The following is an 18230-nucleotide window of genomic DNA, read 5'->3' as shown; positions in this document are numbered from 1 at the left end:
CGCGTATCGCGCATTGCATGATCTTCCGTCTTCTGCGCTGCCCGGCCGCCAGCCGGCATCTATGCTGCCCCGGGGCCGAGACGCCAGGGGCGGCACGATGACCTACTGGCTCGATGTCGAGGACCTCTTCGAATACGCGCTGATCAGCCGCCGCCCGAGTGGCATCCAGCGCCTGTCCTTTGAGCTTTACCGCGCCCTGGTGGCGCTGCGGCCGGGCGAGATCGCCTTCTGCCGGCATGACCGCATCCGCGGCACGCTGCGCACCGTGGCCTGGGCGGAGGTGGAGGCGGTCTTCGCCGGGCTGACCGGCAAGGGGCAATCCGCCTCGGCCGCGCCGCTGCGCGAGAAGGCGCTGCCGGTGGGGCAGGCGGGGCGGGTGCGGCGAATCGCCTCCCGCCTGCCGGCCGATATCCGTGTGCCGCTGGGGGAGGCGGTGCGCAGCCAGACGGCCGCGCTGCGGGCCGGGATGCGCACCGGGCGGGGCCTGATGCAGGCCGGCCGCCGGCTGCTGCGCCCGGCGCCCGGCGCCCAGAACGGGCCGGAAGCCGTGGCCGGCCAGGATCTGGCCGAGGCCGCGAAGCCCGGCGACATGCTGCTGATCCTGGGCTCCCCCTGGTTCCGCACCGATTACGCCGAGCTGCTGCAGGCCATGCGCGCGCGCACCGGGCTTGGCATCGCCATGCTGGTCTATGACCTGATCCCGCTGACCCGCCCGGAATTCTGCGACCCGGGGCTGGTGCGCACCTTCCGCGCCTGGTTCTCCAGCACCATGCCGCTGGTGGACCGCTTCCTGGCCATCTCCCGCGCCACGGCGCGGGATCTGGAGCGCTATGCCGCCGCCACCGGCCTGGTGCTGAAGCACCCGGTGGCGGTGCTGCCCATCGGCACCGGCTTCGGTGAGGCCGCGCCGCCGGTCGTCTCGGCCCGCGTGGCGGCGCTGGAGCCCGGCTATGTGCTGCTGGTCTCCACCATCGAGGCGCGCAAGAACCACCTGCTGGCCTTCCGCGCCTGGCGGCGCCTGGCGGAGCAACTGCCGCCCAGCCAGGTGCCGACGCTGGTCTTCGCCGGCCATGTCGGCTGGATGGTGGCGGACCTGATGCAGCAGCTGGAGAATTGCGGCTGGCTGGGCGGCAAGGTGGTGCTGCTGGAGGACCCCAGCGACGGCGAGCTGGCGGCGCTTTACGCCGGCTGCCGCTTCACCCTCTTTCCCTCCCATTACGAGGGCTGGGGGCTGCCGGTGACGGAAAGCCTGAGCTTCGGCAAGATCTGCGTCTGCTCCTCCACCACCTCGGTTCCGGAGGCGGGCGGGTCCTTCTGCCTCTATCACGATCCGGAGGATGTGCCGGAGGCCGTGGCGATCCTGCGCCGGCTGATCTCGCACCCGGCCGAGGTGGCGATGATGGAAGCGCGGCTGCGGCAGGAATTCCGCCCCCGGACCTGGACAGAAAGCGCCGAGGCACTGCTGCAGGCTGTGGAAGGCTGAAGTTCCACCAGCCAGAGTTGTGTGGCATTGCGGCAACGGTGTGGCATGTAAAAACCATCACCACGGCCGGGGGGCCTGGGTCGGCTGGTGGAAGTGACGTAAGCTCGACCCAGACCGCGATCTCCCCCGATCGCTGCGGTCTCGGACCTCCTCCCCCGGAGGTCCCCCATGGCAGCACCGGGCATTCCCCTGCTCGGTGCTGCCGCCTCAACCTTCGCTAGGCTTCCACCAGGATGCCGCTCAGGCCCATGGCCAGCAGCGCCCGCAGGTCCGGCAGGTCCAGCGCGACGCAGCCCTCGGTCGGCGCGTAGCCGGGGCGTGCCAGGTGCAGGAAGATGGCGCTGCCACGGCCGCGCACCACCGGGTCGTCGTTCCAGCCCAGCACGCCTACGATGTCGTAGACATGGTCCGCCCGCCACAGCTCCTCATGCCGGCCGGGATAGGGCAGGCGGACAGGACGGTTGTAAGCGAGGTCGGCCGAGTCGTCGCACCAGCCGTCCTGGGCGCCGATGGGCTCCACCGGCACGGCGCAGGCGGGGGCGGGCAGGCGGTCGGCACGGTAGAGCACCCGGCGCAGCGGCAGCAGCCCGGTGGGGGTGGCGCCGTCGCCTTCCTCCTTGCCGGCGCGGATGCCGCCACGGCCCAGGGCGCAGCGGAAGGTGCGGTCGCGCAGCCGCAGCAGCCCGTCCGGCCGCGCCACGGCGATGTTGGCGCCGATGGCCGAGCTCATCGCAGCAGATGCCCGAAGCGGGTAGCCTTGGTCTCGAGATAGTGATCGTTGATACCATTGGCGGCGAATCGGTGCGGCTCCCGCCCCACCACCTCGATGCCGCAGGCGGCGAGGCCGGCCACCTTGTCCGGGTTGTTGGTCAGCAGCCGGATGCGCGGGATGCCGAGCTGGCGCAGCATGGTGGCCGCCACCAGGAAGCCGCGCTCGTCGGCGCCGTAGCCCAGGGCGCGGTTGGCATCCAGCGTGTCCAGCCCCTGGTCCTGCAGCGTATAGGCGCGCAGCTTGTTCACCAGCCCGATGCCGCGCCCCTCCTGCGCCAGGTAGAGCAGCACGCCGGCGCCATCCTGCGCCATGCGGGCGATAGCGCCGCGCAGCTGCGGGCCGCAGTCGCAGCGCAGGCTGCCCAGCAGGTCGCCGGTGAAGCATTCGGAATGCACCCGGGTCAGCGGCGCGCCGCCGGCGGCGCTGAGCCCTTCCGGGTCGCCCACCAGGATCGCCAGATGCTCGATGCCGCCATCGGCGGCGCGGAAGGCGACGATGCGGGCCTCCGGCGCATCCTCCAGCGGCACGCGGGCCTCGGCCACGCGGGTCAGCGTGGTGGCGGCGGTGGCGGGATAGGCCAGGATATCGGCCGCCGGCAGCGTGAAGATCCCGAGCGGCGCGGCCTCCGCCACGCGGGCCTCGGGCACCGGCACCGCCACCAGCGCGGGCAGCAGCCGGCCCAGCTTGGCCAGCACCAGGGCCGCGAAGGCCAGCGGCGGCGGCGCGGCCAGTTCCGGCGCTTCCGGCAGGAGCTGCTCGGCCACCGGGTCCGCCAGGCTGCGCAGCCGCGCCGGGTCCAGCAGGGCAGGCGGCAGGGTCAGGGCCACCGGCGCTTCCTCGGTGCCGGCAGCCGTGGCGGTGGGAATCGGGCGGTGCAGCACCGCCGCGGCGCGGGATGGCGCCAGCAGCAGCAGGGCCGGGGCGGCGCCCAGGGCCGCCAGTTCCGCCAAGCCGCGCGCGCCCACCGTTTCCGCCGCCGCGACCAGCAGGGCAGAGCCGGGGTTCTCGCGGCCGCAGCGCAGCAGCACCGGCGTGCCGCGCCGCAGGTCGCTGGCGGCGCGGTGCACGCGGCGCAGGGCCAGGCTGGCGGCATCCGGCACCAGGGGACCGGGCTCCGGGTCGTGCTGGCCAGGAAGGCGTGCCTTGGGCTGGGTATTCCGCCGGGTCTCCGAAGTGGGAGTGCAGGAGACCGGGCCTGTGCTGGTCATGGAGTCGGTTCCGTCTGGTGCTGGCACGTGGCACGCCCGTGCCAGGATGGCGGCCGGCGTGGGCGGGAAAGGCCGAAAACAAGGCTCCAACATTATGCCTCCGGAGCCTGTCAGCAATGTGGCATGTGTTGCAGGATTGCCATCTCCCGCCAATCGCGCGAAAAAGAACCTCTTGATGAGCCCGCTACACGTGGGGGTTGCTGGCTGAGCATGGCGGCGGCACGATGCTGTTGCCCTAGAAAGGCATCGGCAACGCTTTGGCGGCTCGTACGTTGGGGGTTTTGATGCTGAATCACTGGCTTTGTCGGGAGATCTCATGACCGGCCCGCGGCCGATCCTGATCGTGGACGACGACGTGGCGCTGCGCGCCACCTTGTCGGAACAACTGGCGTTGGACGGGGAATTTGCCCCCCTGGAAGCGGAAACCTCGGCGGAAGCCGCGGACCAGCTCCTGGGTGGCGAGTCTCCCCGCTGCGACGCCGTGCTGCTGGACATTGGCCTCCCTGATGGTGATGGGCGGGATCTTTGCGCGCGGCTACGTCGCGAGGGTGTGAAGATCCCCATCATCATGCTGACCGGCGCCGATGGTGAGCAGGATGTTGTGCGCGGCCTCGATGCCGGCGCCAACGACTATATCGCCAAGCCTTTCCGGGTGGCGGAGCTGCTGGCGCGGTTGCGCGCGCAGCTGCGGGTCTTCGACAACAGCGAGGATGCTGTTTTCGTGATCGGCCCCTATACCTTCCGCCCCTCGGCCAAGCTGCTGCTGGAGCCCGCCAAGAACCGCAAGATCCGGCTGACCGAGAAGGAAGCCGCGATCCTGAAGTTCCTGTACCGGGCCGGCGGCCGCGCGGTGGCGCGTCAGGTGCTGCTCAACGAGGTCTGGGGCTACAACGCCGCCGTGACCACGCATACGCTGGAGACACATATCTACCGCCTCCGGCAGAAGATCGAGCCGGACCCGACGAATGCCTGCCTGCTGCTGACCGAAGGCGGCGGCTACCGGCTGGACCCGCAGGCGGGGCGCGTCGCGGCCTAGGCCGCGCCAGCCACGGCTGCGGCCATCGGAAACGGAAAAGGCCGGCCGGGAGAGATCCCGGCCGGCCTTTTCGCGTCCGTGCCGCGCGGTCAGACGATCTTCGCGGCTTCCTCGAAGGGCAGGCGCGGCAGGCGGCCGAAGGTGCCCGAGGGGTCGCCATAGCCAAGGTTGATCAGCAGGTCGGCCTTCCAGGTGGTGCCCTCGAAGAAGGCGGCATCCACCTTGCCGGCGTCGAAGCCGCTCATCGCGCCCGCATCCAGGCCGATGGCGCGCGCCGCCATGATCAGGTAGCCGGCCTGCAGCGTGGCATTGCGGAAGGCGGTCTTCTCCGCGAAGGCCGGGCTGCTGGTGAACCAGGACTTGGCGTCGGCATGCGGGAAGAGGAAGGGCAGCTTGTCGTAGAAGGCGGTGTCATAGGCCACCACCACCGTCACCGGCGCCGACATCGTCTTCTCCAGGTTGCCGGCGGAGAGGGCGGGCTTCAGCTTCTCCTTGGCTTCCGGCGAGCGGATGAAGAGGAAGCGGCCAGGGCTGGCATTGGCGCTGGTGGGCGCCATCTTCAGCAGGTCGTAGAGTTCGTGCAGCTTCTCATCGGTGACAGGCTTGTCCTGCCACTTGTTCATGGTGCGGGCGGTCAGGAACAACTGGTCCAGCGCGGCACTGTCGATCTTGTCGGCCATCCGATTCGCTCATCCGATATTGCGTTGCGAAAGGGATAGGCCCGAACTTGGCCGAAGCCAATCCGGCGGCCGGATGGCCATTATCACCAGAATCCATGGCGCCAGCAGCGGGCCGGCGCCACGGGAGAATGCTTCAGACCTCGACCTGCTCCACCGCCACCACTTCCGGCACATAGTGGCGCAGCATGTTCTCCACGCCATGCTTCAGCGTGGCGCGGGAGGAGGGGCAGCCCGAACAGGCGCCCTGCATGTGCAGCTTCACGATGCCGTCGCGGAAGCCGCGGAAGACGATGTCGCCGCCGTCGCCGGCCACCGCCGGGCGCACGCGGGTGTCCAGCAGTTCCTTGATCTGGGCCACCACCTCGGCATCGGCCGGGTCGGTGTCCTCGATCTCCTCGCCACTGTCATCCTGGCCCAGCATCACCGGCCGGCCGGCCATGGCATGTTCCATGATGGTGCCCAGCACCACCGGGCGCAGCGCCTGCCAGTCGGCGCTCTCCGCCTTGGTGACGGTGATGAAGTCGGACCCCAGGAAGACGCGCGCCACGCCTTCCAGCCCGAACAGCGCTTCCGCCAGCGGCGAGCGGGTGGCGGCTTCGGCGCTGGTGAAATCGGCGGTGCCGCGGGCACCCATCACATCCTGGCCCGGCAGGAACTTCAGGGTGGCCGGGTTGGGCGTAGCTTCCGTCTCGATGAACATTCTTCGGCTTCCGTGCGCAGGACTCGATTTTCACCAGTGCATGTGGTGGATCGTGGTGCCGCATGCAACCGGAAAGGCCATGCGGCTGCCCCGGGGCAGGGGCCGGGCGGGTGGCGGAGCAGACCGCCGGGGTCGGTTTAGGCCCGGAATATTGCGGTGCGTGTGCACAGCATCGTTACCACGCGAAAATTCGGTAACAGACGATTGCATAAAATGTAACGCTACAGTTTAGATCCCGGTGGAGTCGTGCCCCACCGAGGCGGCGATAGCGTTCAACGAAAGGTTCCCCATGCGTCTTCTCTTTACCCTCTCGATGGGTATCGCCCTGCTGCCGGCCCTGGCCAGCGCGCAGCCGATCGACGGCCTCTACATCGCGGGCGGCGCGGGCGGGAATTACCTGCAGCGCAGCTCCGGCCAGCTCGGCGGCCAGGCTGGCCGCCTGCTGCAGCAGAACGGCCTGTCGCGCGAAGTGTCCTTCGACTCGAACCTGGGCTGGGGCGGCGTGGCCAGCATCGGCTGGGGCTTCGGCAACGGCCTGCGGCTCGAGGTTGAGGGCAGCTACCGCTCGAACGACTCGGATACGGTGACGCTGGCCGGCTACCGCCTGCTGCGCAACGGCGGCAGCGTCTACAACTACGGCGTCATGGCGAATGTCTTCTACGACTTCGACCTGAGCAGCATCGGCATCCCCTCCAGCGCCGTGATGCCCTATGTCGGCGGCGGCATCGGCTATGTCTGGCGTGACCATGACAATGTCCGCGGCTCCATCAATGTCGGGCCCGCCAGCGGCGTGACCGGCGGGCTGACGAACGGCCTGACCAACCAGCTGGTCAACCAGCTCACCGCCAGCCTGCCGCCGGAGACTCCGGCCGATGTGCGGGCGGAGTTTGTGCAGAACCTGCGCAACACGCTGAATAACGAGCTGAACAGCGTGACGAATTCCACCGCCTCGGCCCAGATCAGGAGCGACGACGTCAACGGCAGCCTGGCCTACCAGGGCATCGCCGGCCTCGCCTTCCCCATCCGCTGGGTGCCGGGCCTCGCGGCCACGCTGGAATACCGCTTCATGGCCACCGAGGGCGTGAAGCTGCGCACAACGGCCACCGCGCGGATCAACAACGGGGCGCCCACCACGCTCTACAGCCGCAACACCGAGTTCGATAACTACAACCACTCCATCATGCTCGGCGTCCGCTACGCCTTCAACACGCCGCGCCCGGCCCCGGCGGTCATGACGGATGCCCCGGCCCCGGCCGCCGCGCCGGTGCCGGCCCGCACCTACCTGGTGTTCTTCGACTTCGACCGTGCTGACCTGACGGACCGCGCCCGCCAGATCATCACCGAGGCCGCCCAGAACGCCAACCGCGTGCAGACCACCCGCATCGAAGTGGCCGGCCATGCCGACCGCGCGGGCTCGCCGCAGTACAACCAGCGCCTGTCGCAGCGCCGCGCCGACGCCGTCGCCGCCGAGCTGACCCGCCAGGGCATCCAGCGCTCCGCCATCACCGTGCAGGCCTTCGGCGAGAGCCGTCCGCTGGTCGCCACGGCCGATGGCGTGCGTGAGCCGCAGAACCGCCGCGTAGAAATCGTCCTGCGCTAAGGCGGGACGGCGGCAGCGGGTGGCCTCAGATGGTCACCCGCTGCATGTCCTGCTCGCTCAACCCGCCGGGCACGATGGTCATGGGCACCCGCATCCGGGCGCCATGGCGGCCCACCAGGGCCTGGATCAGCGGCCCCGGCCCGGTGCCGGCGGCGGCGGCGGCCAGCACCAGGATCGAGATGCGCGGGTCCTCCTCCAGCAGCGCCAGCAGTTCGTCGCGCGGGTCGCCCTCGCGGATCAGCAGGATGGGCAGGCCGCCGGTGATTTCCTGCACCTCGGCGGCGAGGCCGGACAGCAGCTTCTCCGCATCCTCCCGCCGCTCTTCCTCCAGCATGGCGCCGACACCGGCCCATTCGGTCATCTCGGCCGGTTCCACCACCCGCAGCAGCGCCACGCGGCCGCCGCTGTGGCGCACCCGCAGGCAGGCATAGCGGAGGGCGATCTGCCGCTCCGGGCTGTCGTCCACCACCACCAGGAAGACGCGGTCGCGCCGCTCGGCCTCGGCCATCAGCTCCTCCGGAACAAGACGCTGCCCATCCAGCCCGCGAAGGCGGCCAGCAGCACGCAGAACATGCCATACACCAGCGGCTGCTGCTCCGCGACTTCCGCGATCTGCGCGGCGGCACCGACCCGCTCCACCCGGAAGCCCAGTTCCTGCCGCGCCAGCACGCGGCCCTGGCGCACCAGCAGCACCTGCACCTGGTAGTCCCCGGTCTGCACCGTGGCCGGCAGGTCCAGCCGGGCGCGGAAGAGGCGCGAGCCGGCGATATGCATCGGCGTCTCCTGTTCCCGCCATTGCCCGGCATTCTGCTTCAGCTGCAGCAGCGCCTCGCGGTAGCCGGGGTCCTGCACGCCGGTGGAGGCCAGCGGCAGCTTGTCCAGCCCCAGATGCTTGGTGCTGCGCTCGATATCCGGCAGCATGTCGCGCAGCGGCCGGGTGCCGGTGACGACATAGAAGCCCGGCACGCTGCGGAAGCGGGCGGAGGGGCCGTTGATCCAGAAGCCCAGCACCTCGATCTTGCGCCGCACGATCATCGGCTCCGGCGCATTCTGCGCGATCACCAGCACGTCGTCGCCCGGGGTGCCGTCGGGCTGCGGGCCCAGCAGCCGGTCGGTGGCGCCGAAGACCAGCAGCTGCGTGCCGGTGAAGCCGGTGGTGATGTCCACGGTCTGCTGCGACAGCTCCGCCACCAGGGCGGGGCGGGCCATGCGGGTGGTGGGGTCGGCCGGCGGCGCGTCCAGCGCCGGGGCGGCGGGTAGTAAGGCAGGCGGCAGCACGGCGGGCGGCACCGGCGGCGGCGGCAGCAGCGGCCCGCTGCCGGGCAGGGGGATGGTGGGCGCCTGGGGCAGCGGCACCTGTGCCTGGAGGGCGCCCGGCAGGAGCAGCAGCAGCGCCAGGGCCGCGGCCATGCCCCCGCGCGTCACGGCAGCGGCCCGATGACGTAGAGGCTCTCCGGCGTTCTCAGCAGGCCCCAGAGCAGGCTGCCGGCCACCGCCAGCACCATGGCGCCCAGCAGGGCGCGGGTTTCCTCGCCCCGCAGCCGGGTGCCCATGGCGGCGCCGAACTGCGCGCCCGCCACGCCGCCGATCAGCAGCAGCAGCGTCAGCACGATATCGACGCTGCCGGTGGTGACGGCCTGCAGCAGCGTCACGTTGGCGGCCACGAAGACCACCTGGAACAGCGAGGTGCCGATCACCACCGAGGTCGGCATGCCCAGCAGGTAGATCATGGCCGGCACCAGCATGAAGCCGCCGCCCACGCCCATGATGGCGGAAAGGATGCCGATGCCGAAGCCCACCAGCACCGGCGGGATGACCGAGATGTAGAGGCGCGACTTGCGGAAGCGCATCTTGAAGGGCAGGCCATGCATCCAGAAATGCGCATGCAGCCGGCGCCCAACCTTGCCTTTGCGCCGGTGCAGGATGGCGCGCACGCTTTCGCGCACCATCAGAGCGCCGACGCTGCCCAGCACCACCACGTAGAAGATGGCGACCGCCAGATCCACCTGCCCCTGCCGCCGCAGCCAGGCGAAGACCTGCACGCCGAGGAAGGAGCCGGCGAAGCCGCCCACCAGCAGCACGCCGCCCATCCGCAGGTCCACATTGCCCCGCCGCCATTGCGCGATGAGGCCGGAGACCGAGGCGCCGACCGTCTGGTTGGCGCCCGAGGCGACGGCGACGGGCGCGGGGATGCCGATCAGGATCAGCAGCGGCGTCAGCAGGAAGCCGCCGCCCACGCCGAACATGCCGGAAAGCCAGCCCACGCCAAATCCGATGCCCAGCAGGAGGAAGGCATCCACCGACATTTCGGCGATGGGCAGGTAGACCTGCATCGTATTCCAGTCAGCGTTCGGGACAGAAGAAGGAACGGGGTTGGAACCCGCCCGCGGCATTCAGGCTATGCCGCAAGGGACAATCGAAATACGGCAAGCGTTAGGCTAAAGCATGGGGTGCCGGTGCCATCCGGGCGCTTTTCGCCGCACCGTTGTGGAAAAACACACCATGACCCTGTCCCGCCGCGCCTTGCTTTCCGCCAGCCTCGCCCTGCCGCTGGCCATGCCCGCGCTGCGGCGCGCCGCCGCCGACCCGGTGGCCCGGCTGGCGCTGCTGCACATGAACGATTTCCATTCGAAGCATGAGGGCACGGACGCCGGCAGCGCCTCCTGCCGCATCGACAAGCCCTGCCTGGGCGGCAGCGCCCGCCTGGCGGGCGCGATGGCCATGCGCCGGCGGGAAGCCGCCGCGGACGGCCGCGCCGTGCTGCAGCTGGATGGCGGTGACCAGTTCATGGGCTCGCTCTTCTACACGGCGCACAAGGGCCGCGCCGAATCGGCCGTGCAGCGCGTCATCGGCACCGAGGCCATGACGATCGGCAACCACGAATTCGACAACGGCCCCGCCGTGCTGGCCGATTATGCGAAGTCACTGGCCTTCCCGCTCCTTTCCGCCAACCTGGATTTCAGCGGCGAGCCGCTGCTGACCGGGCTGGTGAAGCCCTTTACGGTGATGGAACGCGGCGGCGCCCGCATCGGCATCATCGGCGTCACCACCGAGACGACGCCGCAGCTTTCCTCCCCCGGCCCCACGGTGAAGTTCAACTCGGCGGCCGAGGCGGTGGAGCGCAACATCGCCGCCCTGCGCGCCGAGCGTCCGACTACGATCATCGTCCTCTCCCATCTCGGCTTCGCCGAGGACCAGAAGCTGGCCGCCGCCGTGCCAGGCATCGACGTCATCGTCGGCGCCCATAGCCACACGCTGCTGGCCAATGGCCTGGCCGGGGCCGAAAGCCCGCACCCGACGCTGGTGGACAGCCCCGACCGCGCCGTGCGCATCGTCCAGGCCGCCTGCTACGGCCGCTACCTCGGCCGGCTGGACCTGGACCTGACGGACCAGGGCCGCGTCGCCGCCCATGGTGGCGAGATGCGCGAGATCACGCCCGACATCGCGCCGGACGAAAGGGTGGCCGCCATCGTCGCCGAATACGCGGCGCCGCTGGAAAGCTGGCGCCGCCGCCCCGTCGGCACCCTGGCCGAGGCGCTGAGCCTGCAAGGCTGCCGCGAGGGCGAATGCGCCATCGGCAACCTGATGGCCGAGGCCATGCTGGCGGCCGAGCCCACGGCCGAGGTCGCCGTCACCAATGGCGGCGGGCTGCGCGCCGGCCTGCCCGCCGGTACCGTCACCTGGGGCGACGTGCTGACGGTGCTGCCGTTCTCCAACACCCTGGCCAGCCTGACCATCCGCGGCGGCGCGCTGCGGGAGGCGCTGGAGAACGGCCTGTCCAAGGTGGGCGAGAATGCCGGCCGCTTCCCGCAGGTGGCGGGCCTGCGCTTCACCTTCGACGCCGCCGCCCCCGCCGGGCAGCGCGTGCGCGACGTGCAGGTGCGCCTGGACGGCCGCTTCGTGCCGCTGGACCCGGACCGCGCCTACCGCGTCGTCACCAACAACTTCATGCGGCGCGGCGGCGACGGCTATGTCTCCTTCCAGAAGGACGCGCTGGAAGCCTATGACGCCGGGCCGGCGCTGGAAGACACGCTGGTGAAGTACATGGAAACCCACCCGAACGGCTCCTGGGCGCCGGATGGGCGGGTGGCGCGCTCCTCCTGAAGCGAAGGCCAGGGGGCGCCGCCCCCTGGACCCCCGCCGGGGTGACAGGGTCACCCCGGACCCCGCCATCAGTTTTGCATGGGTGATATGGCGGTTTCGCCGGAGGTCCCGGGCCGCCAGCGACGATGGCTTCAGGTCATGCCGGCTTCGCTCCAGGGAGCCAGCGCCGCGCTGCGGCCTTTCAGCCCGCCAAAAACCGGCAGCGGGACCGGGGGTGGACTTTCCACCCCGGCGGAGAGGCCTGAGGGGCGGCGCCCCTCCAGCCAGGCTCAACCCAAGGGTGATCTTGTTCCGCAGCGTCGCCGACGCCATCTCGGCGGTCATGAATACGACGACGAATCCCCATGACCCCCTCGGGTGGCATGGCACGACCATTCTCTGTGTCCGCAAGAACGGCCAGGTGGCCATGGCCGGCGACGGCCAGGTCTCGATGGGCCAGACCGTGGTCAAGAACAATGCCCGCAAGGTGCGCACCATCGCGGGCGGCAAGGTGCTGACCGGCTTCGCCGGCGCCACCGCCGATGCCTTCACGCTGCTGGAGCGGCTGGAGGCGAAGCTGGAACGCTTCCCCGACCAGCTCGAAAGGGCGGCGGTGGAGCTGGCCAAGGACTGGCGCACCGACCGCTACCTGCGGCGGCTGGAGGCCCTGCTGGCGGTGGCGGACAAGGACCGCTCCCTGCTGATCACCGGCAATGGCGACGTGCTGGAGCCGGAGGACCAGATCATCGGCATCGGCTCCGGCGGCAACTACGCCCTGGCGGCGGCGCGGGCGCTGATCGATATCGACGGCCTCTCGGCCGAGGATGTCGCGCGCAAGTCCATGAAGATCGCGGCCGATATCTGCGTCTACACCAATGGGCGCACCGTGCTGGAGACGCTCTGAACCATGTCTGAAACCGTGAACCTGTCTCCGCGCGAGATCGTCTCCGAGCTCGACCGCTTCATTGTCGGCCAGCAGGACGCCAAGCGCGCGGTCGCCATCGCGCTGCGCAACCGCTGGCGCCGGCAGCAGCTGCCGGACGGCATGCGCGACGAGGTGGTGCCCAAGAACATCCTGATGATCGGCCCGACCGGCTGCGGCAAGACCGAGATCGCCCGCCGCCTGGCCAAGCTGGCCGATGCCCCCTTCATGAAGGTGGAGGCCACCAAGTTCACCGAGGTCGGCTATGTCGGTCGCGACGTGGAAAGCATCATCCGCGACCTGGTGGAGGTCTCCATCACCCGCACGCGGGAAGCCGCGCGCAAGGAAGTCCAGGCCAAGGCTGAACTCGCGGCCGAGGAGCGGCTGGTGACCGCGCTGGTGGGCGAGGGGGCTTCGGGCGAGACCCGCATGAAGTTCCGCCGCATGCTGCGCGAGGGCCAGCTGGAGGACAAGGAAGTCGAGGTGCAGGTGGCCGAGCAGTCGGGTGCCACGCCCATCGGCATGATGGACATGCCGGGCATGCCGCCGGGGCAGATGCACAACATCCAGGAGATGATGGGCAAGATGTTCGGCAAGCCTTCCCGCCCGCGCAAGATGCACGTGGCCGAGGCGCGCCAGGCCCTGATCCGCGACGAGGCCGACCGGCTGCTCGACAACGACAAGCTGACCCGCGAGGCCATCGCCAATGCCGAGAACAACGGCATCGTCTTCGTGGACGAGATCGACAAGGTCTGCGCCCGCAGCGAGAACGGCTTCCGTGGCGGCGATGTTTCACGTGAAGGCGTGCAGCGCGACCTGCTGCCGCTGATCGAGGGCACCACCGTCACCACCAAGCATGGGCCGGTGAAGACGGACCACATCCTCTTCATCGCCTCGGGCGCCTTCCACATCGCCAAGCCCGCCGACCTGATGCCGGAGCTGCAGGGCCGCCTGCCGATCCGCGTGGAACTCTCCGCGCTGTCACGCGACGACTTCCGCCGCATCCTGACGGAGCCGGAGCACAGCCTTGCCAAGCAATACGTGGCGCTGCTGAGCACCGAGGGCGTGACGCTCGACCTGACGGATGATGCCATCGACGCGGTGGCGGACCTCGCGGCCGACATCAACGCGCGGGTGGAGAATATCGGCGCCCGCCGCCTCTCCACGGTGCTGGAGAAGCTGCTGGAGGAGATTTCCTTCAACGCCTCCGACAAGCGCGGCGAAAACCTGACCGTGGATGCGGGTTACGTGCGGGAGAGGGTGGCGCCGCTGGCCGCCAGCGCCGACCTCAGCCGCTTCATCCTGTAACGGGGACACCAAGAGCCATGACCGAGAACCTGCCCGCACTGCTCCCCATCCCTCCTGAAGCGCAGGCGGAACTGGACGCGGCGCGCCGGGTTCTGGAGGACAGCTCGCTGGCCTCCCGCCTCGCGGGCATGGCCGGAACGCCGGTGGAGGCGCTGCGCAAGCGCCTCCCCTCCTTTGCCCAGGGCATGGTGGACAAGGCGGTGCGGCACGCGCTCTCCCAGGCGCTGACCGCCGCCACCCGCAGCGCCCCCGGCTGGACACCGCCGGGCATCTCCTCCGCCTGGATGCACCGGGGCATGGCCGCCGCCAGCGGCGCCGTGGGCGGCGCCTTCGGCCTGCCAGGCACGCTGGTGGAACTGCCGGTCTCCACCACCCTGTTGCTGCGGCAGATCGCCGCCGAGGCCGCGGCGGCGGGCGAGGACCCGACGCAACTGGAAACCGGCGCCGAATGCCTGAAGGTCTTCGCCCTCGGCGGCCCCAAGGCCTCGGACGACGCGACGGAGACGGGCTATTTCGCCACGCGCCTCGCCCTGGCGCAGTTCCTGCCCACCATGGGCGCCTCGCTGCTGCCGGGCTTCATCGGCGCGGTGGCGGCGCGTTTCACCGGGCCTCTGATGCTGAAGCTGGGTGCCCAGGCGGCACCGGTCATGGGCGCGGCCGCCGGCGCGGCGGTGAACCTGGCCTTCCTGGAACACTTCCGCACCCTGGGCCGCGCGCATTTCACCGTGCGCCGGCTGGAGCGTGAATACGGCGCCGCCGCCGTGCGGGTGGCCTGGGACCGGGCGCGGCCCCAGGTGCCGGTGGTGGAACTGCGCGCCGAGCCGGCGTGAATAAAAGGCCGGGGGAATGAATTCCCCCGGACCCCCATCTTTTTTCTTCGAGCTGGGGTTCGGGCTCAGGCGAGCAGCGGCGGGTGAGCCTTCGGGCGCATCCCGTCGTGAAGAGGGGGCGCCACAGGCGCACCGCAAAACTGGAAAAGAAAAAAGAAGGGGGCCTGGGGGAATTCATTCCCCCGGCCTTGCTTCACAGCGGCCGAACGGCCTCCACGCCCCCAGGCAGGGGCGCGCCGTTGCGGCGCATGCATTCGCGATAGGCGCGCAGCTCGGCCACGCGGGCCTCGTGGTTGACGCGCTGTTCATTGGCCCAGTTGCCCGGGTTCAACTGTTCCAGCACAGCCTTCACCGCCGGGTCGTTCCTGGATTCGGCCCGGCAGGCGGCCTGGACCGGGGTATCGGGCACCACGTTCTCGATCGGCGGCGGGCGGGTGGCGCAGGCGGCCAGAAGGGCCAGCAGCGGCAGGAGGCGAGTCGGGGTCATCATGGGGCCTCCAGCCAATCCTCGATCAGCCGGCGGGCGATCGAGTCGGGACGGGGCAGGCTGAAGCCGCTGGGGTTCCGCAGCTCCTCGCGGCTGAACCAGCGGGCATCGCGCAATTCGTCGGGGTCGATGGTGATGTCGTCCGACAGGCCCTCGGCATGGAAGCCGAGCATGATGCTGGCGGGAAAGGGCCAGGGCTGGGAGGAATGGTACCAGGCGCGGCCGACATGGACGCCGGTTTCCTCCAGCACCTCGCGCCGCACGGCTTCCTCCAAGCTTTCGCCCGGTTCCACGAAGCCGGCCAGCGTCGAATACATGGTGGTATTGGGAAAGCGGGTGGAATGGCCCAGCAGCGCCTTGTCGCCCCGCACCACCAGCATGATCACGGCCGGGTCGGTGCGCGGGAAGTGCTGGGTGCCGCACTGGGTGCAGGCCATGGCATTGCCGGCGGAGCGCGGCGCGCATTCGCCGCCGCAGACGCCGCAGAAGCGGTGACGGTTGCGCCAGTGCAGCAGCCCGCGGGCATGGGCGAGCATCGAGGCCTCGCCCGCCGGCAGCAGCCCGGCGACGCCGCGGATCTCGGAAAAGCTGCCGAAGCCTTCCGGCAGCAGCGGCAGCGGGTCCTCGGCCGAGGAGCAATCCACGGCGAAGACGGGGCGGCCTTCCCAGAGGCCCAGCAGCGCCCAGGGGCCGCCGGCCATGCGCACGGCCTGCACGGCCTCGGCGCTCAGCAGCACGGCTTCGGGGGCGCCTTCGGCCACGCCCTTCATCAGGCTCTGGTTGCGCCAGACCGGGATGAACAGGGCTTCGGGGGAGGCGAGGGCGGCCGCCACGAAATCCTCGTCATCCCTTTGGCCGGAGACGCGATCGATGGGGCTGCCGGTATAGACGTTGGGTCGGCTTGCGGGGACTGACAACATGCGGGCGCGACCCTGCCACGCGGGCGGCGGTCGGGCAACCGCCTGGGGGTTGAGCAGCCCTTCTGCCCGGCCCCCCTTGCTTTGCCCGGGGGGTGGCATGATATCGTGTCCTTGGAAGGTTGGTGGCGGACGGGCGTCTCGCCAACCCGGTCAGGTCCGGAAGGAAGCAGCCGTAACGAGTTCTCGCCTGGGTCGATCCATCGGCCTTCCACCTTCCATTCTCCTGGCCGCCGCTCTGGCCGCCCGCCACGGCACGACCGCGCCACTTCCCTGGCCCGGTGCGGCCTGACCCCGGACCCTGCCGCGCGCCCATGCCCAGCGACACCCTGCCTGACGACGACGCCCCGCCGCCCCCGGATGGCCCTGGCCTGTTCGGCGATGCGCCGCCGGTGCCCGAAGGGCCTGGGCTGTTCGGCGAAGCGCCCGCCGCGCCGGTGGCCGCCGAGACGCCGAATACCCCTTACCGGGTGCTGGCGCGCAAATACCGGCCGCAGACCTTCGCCGACCTGATCGGCCAGGAAGCGCTGGTGCGGACGCTGCGGAATGCCTTCGCGCAGAACCGCGTGGCGCATGCCTTCATGCTCACCGGCGTGCGCGGGGTAGGCAAGACCACCACGGCGCGCATCATCGCCCGTGCCCTGAATTGCATCGGGCCGGATGGCCAGGGCGGCCCCACAGCCGATCCCTGCGGCGTCTGCCCGGAATGCCAGGCCATTTTGGCCGACCGGCACCCGGATGTGCTGGAGCTGGACGCCGCCTCCAACAACGGCGTGGACAATATCCGCGAGCTGCGGGAGGCCGTGCGCTACCGTCCGGCCCAGGCGCGCTTCAAGGTCTATATCCTCGACGAAGTGCACATGCTCTCCACGGCAGCCTTCAACGCGCTGCTGAAGACGCTGGAAGAGCCGCCACCGCAGGTGAAGTTCCTGTTCGCGACCACCGAGATCCGCAAGGTCCCGGCCACCATCCTGTCCCGCTGCCAGCGTTTTGACCTGCGCCGCGTGCCGCAGGAGCAGTTGCGCGAGCACTTCACCCGCATCTGCGGCCTGGAACGCGTGACGGCGGAGGAAGAGGCGGTCGCCATGATTGCCCGCGCCGCTGATGGCTCGGTGCGCGACGGGCTTTCGCTGCTGGACCAGGCCATGGCCCAGGCGGCGGGGGCCGAGGGCGGCATCCAGGCCACCATGGTGCGGGACATGCTGGGCCTCGCCGACCGTGGCCTGCTGCTGGACCTGCTGGAAGGCTGCTTCCGGGGCGATATCGCCGCCGTGCTGGCCACCATGGACCATGGGCATGAGCGCGGCGCCGACCCCGGCGTCATCCTGGCCGACCTGCTGGAACTGACCCATACCCTGACACGGCTGCGCGCCGTGCCCGCGCTGCGGCAGGACCCGGCCATGCCGGAAGCCGAGCGGGTGCGCGGCGTGGCGCTGGCCGAGAAGCTCTCCATCCCCGTGCTGGGCCGCGCCTGGCAGGTGCTGCTGAAGGGCATCACCGAGGTGGCTGAGGCGCCGGACCGTCGCGCGGCGGCCGAGATGGTGCTGATCCGCCTGGCGCATCTGGCCGAGATGCCCACCCCCGGCGACCTGGTGCGCCGCCTGACCGAAGGCGGCAGCCTGCCGCAGATGCCGGCACCCGCTGCCCCGCAGGGCGGCAGCGGCGGTGCCCGCGCCGTGGCCAATGGCGCGCCGGTGATGGTGGCTGAGGAGGCGCCCGCCCCCCTGCCGCAGCCGCGCGCCTTCCGCGAGGTGGTGGCGCTCGCCTCCGGCCGCATGCCCATGCTGCATGCGCATCTGCTGCACAGCGTGCATCTGGTCAGCTTCGCCCCTGGCCGGCTGGAACTGCGCCCGCGCCCGGAAGCGCCGCGCGATCTCGCCGGCCAGCTTTCCGCCTTCCTGGCCGAGGCCACCGGCACCCGCTGGACCATCTCCCTGACCAATGCCGAGGGCGAGCCGACGCTCGCCGAGCAGAGCCGCCACGCGGCGGGCGAGCGGCTGGTGGTGGCGCAGTCCCATCCCATGGTGCAGGCCATTCTGCTGGCCTTCCCGGGTGCGAAGGTGGAGCAGGTGCGCGACGAAAGCCTGGACGATTACGGCCTTCCGGCCCTGGATTTGCCCGAGATGCCGGACGATATGGGGCCTGACTTCGCGCCGCCTGAGGCCGAATCCGTCGACCTCGACGACCTCTAAATTTTTTCCGGA

Annotated in this window: 17 protein-coding genes and 1 other RNA gene; 9 read left to right on the top strand and 9 right to left on the bottom strand. The window is 70.4% G+C overall.

The window, feature by feature from the left end:
• Positions 1–97: 97 nt before the first annotated feature.
• Complete coding sequence (locus EBE87_RS00545; RefSeq protein WP_122139816.1) at positions 98–1483, top strand: glycosyltransferase family 4 protein; 1386 nt, start codon at positions 98–100, stop codon at positions 1481–1483.
• A gap of 217 nt (positions 1484–1700) precedes the next feature.
• Here EBE87_RS00545 and EBE87_RS00540 read toward each other — a convergent pair whose 3' ends face one another.
• Complete coding sequence (locus EBE87_RS00540; protein ID WP_120641188.1) at positions 1701–2213, bottom strand: L,D-transpeptidase family protein; 513 nt, start codon at positions 2211–2213, stop codon at positions 1701–1703.
• Complete coding sequence (gene ribA / locus EBE87_RS00535) at positions 2210–3463, bottom strand: GTP cyclohydrolase II (RefSeq protein WP_122139815.1); 1254 nt, start codon at positions 3461–3463, stop codon at positions 2210–2212. Before ribA ends, EBE87_RS00540 begins: the two co-directional genes overlap by 4 nt.
• Positions 3464–3779: 316 nt before the next feature.
• Here ribA and EBE87_RS00530 point away from each other — a divergent pair, with 316 nt between their 5' ends.
• Entirely contained in the window at positions 3780–4499 is a 720-nt protein-coding gene (locus EBE87_RS00530; RefSeq protein WP_120640889.1) for a response regulator transcription factor, read from the top strand.
• Positions 4500–4588: 89 nt separating this feature from the next.
• On the opposite strand, the gene EBE87_RS00525 is transcribed toward EBE87_RS00530, so the two are convergent.
• Together EBE87_RS00525 and EBE87_RS00520 are read right to left on the bottom strand one after the other, a co-directional pair.
• Positions 4589–5179, bottom strand: a complete 591-nt coding sequence (locus EBE87_RS00525) for a malonic semialdehyde reductase (RefSeq protein ID WP_120640888.1) — start codon at positions 5177–5179, stop codon at positions 4589–4591.
• 133 nt (positions 5180–5312) lie between these two features.
• On the bottom strand, positions 5313–5879 hold the full coding sequence (locus tag EBE87_RS00520) for a NifU family protein (RefSeq protein WP_120640887.1): 567 nt from the start codon (positions 5877–5879) through the stop codon (positions 5313–5315).
• 289 nt (positions 5880–6168) lie between these two features.
• Between EBE87_RS00520 and EBE87_RS00515 the strand changes: the two genes are divergently transcribed.
• Complete coding sequence (locus EBE87_RS00515; protein WP_233553466.1) at positions 6169–7479, top strand: OmpA family protein; 1311 nt, start codon at positions 6169–6171, stop codon at positions 7477–7479.
• Positions 7480–7504: 25 nt separating this feature from the next.
• On the opposite strand, the gene EBE87_RS00510 is transcribed toward EBE87_RS00515, so the two are convergent.
• From EBE87_RS00510 to EBE87_RS00500, 3 genes are read right to left on the bottom strand one after another with little or no spacing between them, the layout of a single operon-like run.
• A complete protein-coding gene (locus EBE87_RS00510; protein WP_120640886.1) occupies positions 7505–7987 on the bottom strand; it encodes a universal stress protein in 483 nt (160 codons plus the stop codon).
• Positions 7987–8889: a TIGR02186 family protein gene (locus EBE87_RS00505; protein WP_147465018.1), complete on the bottom strand. Its 903-nt coding sequence runs from the start codon at positions 8887–8889 to the stop codon at positions 7987–7989. The genes EBE87_RS00510 and EBE87_RS00505 overlap by 1 nt, the downstream gene beginning before the upstream one ends.
• An 11-nt stretch (positions 8890–8900) precedes the next feature.
• The gene (locus tag EBE87_RS00500) at positions 8901–9812 is read right to left on the bottom strand and encodes a sulfite exporter TauE/SafE family protein (RefSeq protein WP_120639689.1); all 912 of its coding nucleotides are present in this window, start codon (positions 9810–9812) and stop codon (positions 8901–8903) included.
• A gap of 169 nt (positions 9813–9981) precedes the next feature.
• On the opposite strand from EBE87_RS00500, the gene EBE87_RS00495 reads away from it, so the two are divergent.
• From EBE87_RS00495 to EBE87_RS00480, 4 genes are all read left to right on the top strand, one after another.
• On the top strand, positions 9982–11583 hold the full coding sequence (locus EBE87_RS00495) for a bifunctional metallophosphatase/5'-nucleotidase (protein WP_120639688.1): 1602 nt from the start codon (positions 9982–9984) through the stop codon (positions 11581–11583).
• Positions 11584–11905: 322 nt separating this feature from the next.
• On the top strand, positions 11906–12466 hold the full coding sequence (gene hslV / locus EBE87_RS00490; protein ID WP_120639690.1) for an ATP-dependent protease subunit HslV: 561 nt from the start codon (positions 11906–11908) through the stop codon (positions 12464–12466).
• 3 nt (positions 12467–12469) lie between these two features.
• Positions 12470–13792: an ATP-dependent protease ATPase subunit HslU gene (hslU, locus tag EBE87_RS00485; RefSeq protein WP_120639687.1), complete on the top strand. Its 1323-nt coding sequence runs from the start codon at positions 12470–12472 to the stop codon at positions 13790–13792.
• Between the two features lie 17 nt (positions 13793–13809).
• The gene (locus tag EBE87_RS00480; protein WP_120639686.1) at positions 13810–14622 is read left to right on the top strand and encodes an EcsC family protein; all 813 of its coding nucleotides are present in this window, start codon (positions 13810–13812) and stop codon (positions 14620–14622) included.
• Between the two features lie 193 nt (positions 14623–14815).
• Here EBE87_RS00480 and EBE87_RS00475 read toward each other — a convergent pair whose 3' ends face one another.
• Positions 14816–15112: a phosphoribosylamine--glycine ligase gene (locus EBE87_RS00475; protein ID WP_120639685.1), complete on the bottom strand. Its 297-nt coding sequence runs from the start codon at positions 15110–15112 to the stop codon at positions 14816–14818.
• Positions 15109–16029 carry an NAD(+) diphosphatase gene (gene nudC / locus EBE87_RS00470; protein WP_120639684.1) on the bottom strand — a complete coding sequence of 307 codons (921 nt, stop codon included), beginning with the start codon at positions 16027–16029 and terminating at the stop codon, positions 15109–15111. Before nudC ends, EBE87_RS00475 begins: the two co-directional genes overlap by 4 nt.
• Positions 16030–16143: 114 nt before the next feature.
• Between nudC and ffs the strand changes: the two genes are divergently transcribed.
• Positions 16144–16241, top strand: an RNA gene (gene ffs, locus EBE87_RS00465) — signal recognition particle sRNA small type.
• A 99-nt stretch (positions 16242–16340) separates the two neighbouring features.
• Entirely contained in the window at positions 16341–18218 is a 1878-nt protein-coding gene (locus EBE87_RS00460) for a DNA polymerase III subunit gamma/tau (RefSeq protein ID WP_120639683.1), read from the top strand.
• Positions 18219–18230 lie beyond the last annotated feature (12 nt).

The organism is Teichococcus wenyumeiae, from assembly GCF_003696345.1.
Taxonomy (GTDB): domain Bacteria; phylum Pseudomonadota; class Alphaproteobacteria; order Acetobacterales; family Acetobacteraceae; genus Pseudoroseomonas; species Pseudoroseomonas wenyumeiae.
This window is presented reverse-complemented; position numbering and strand designations above follow the sequence as displayed.

Coding starts and splice junctions, on each gene's coding strand:
- EBE87_RS00545 (WP_122139816.1), top strand. CDS start 98: ATGACCTACTGGCTCGATGTCGAGGACCTCTTCGAATACGCGCTGATC.
- EBE87_RS00540 (WP_120641188.1), bottom strand. CDS start 2,213: ATGAGCTCGGCCATCGGCGCCAACATCGCCGTGGCGCGGCCGGACGGG.
- ribA (WP_122139815.1), bottom strand. CDS start 3,463: ATGACCAGCACAGGCCCGGTCTCCTGCACTCCCACTTCGGAGACCCGG.
- EBE87_RS00530 (WP_120640889.1), top strand. CDS start 3,780: ATGACCGGCCCGCGGCCGATCCTGATCGTGGACGACGACGTGGCGCTG.
- EBE87_RS00525 (WP_120640888.1), bottom strand. CDS start 5,179: ATGGCCGACAAGATCGACAGTGCCGCGCTGGACCAGTTGTTCCTGACC.
- EBE87_RS00520 (WP_120640887.1), bottom strand. CDS start 5,879: ATGTTCATCGAGACGGAAGCTACGCCCAACCCGGCCACCCTGAAGTTC.
- EBE87_RS00515 (WP_233553466.1), top strand. CDS start 6,169: ATGCGTCTTCTCTTTACCCTCTCGATGGGTATCGCCCTGCTGCCGGCC.
- EBE87_RS00510 (WP_120640886.1), bottom strand. CDS start 7,987: ATGGCCGAGGCCGAGCGGCGCGACCGCGTCTTCCTGGTGGTGGTGGAC.
- EBE87_RS00505 (WP_147465018.1), bottom strand. CDS start 8,889: ATGGCCGCGGCCCTGGCGCTGCTGCTGCTCCTGCCGGGCGCCCTCCAG.
- EBE87_RS00500 (WP_120639689.1), bottom strand. CDS start 9,812: ATGCAGGTCTACCTGCCCATCGCCGAAATGTCGGTGGATGCCTTCCTC.
- EBE87_RS00495 (WP_120639688.1), top strand. CDS start 9,982: ATGACCCTGTCCCGCCGCGCCTTGCTTTCCGCCAGCCTCGCCCTGCCG.
- hslV (WP_120639690.1), top strand. CDS start 11,906: ATGAATACGACGACGAATCCCCATGACCCCCTCGGGTGGCATGGCACG.
- hslU (WP_120639687.1), top strand. CDS start 12,470: ATGTCTGAAACCGTGAACCTGTCTCCGCGCGAGATCGTCTCCGAGCTC.
- EBE87_RS00480 (WP_120639686.1), top strand. CDS start 13,810: ATGACCGAGAACCTGCCCGCACTGCTCCCCATCCCTCCTGAAGCGCAG.
- EBE87_RS00475 (WP_120639685.1), bottom strand. CDS start 15,112: ATGATGACCCCGACTCGCCTCCTGCCGCTGCTGGCCCTTCTGGCCGCC.
- nudC (WP_120639684.1), bottom strand. CDS start 16,029: ATGTTGTCAGTCCCCGCAAGCCGACCCAACGTCTATACCGGCAGCCCC.
- EBE87_RS00460 (WP_120639683.1), top strand. CDS start 16,341: ATGCCCAGCGACACCCTGCCTGACGACGACGCCCCGCCGCCCCCGGAT.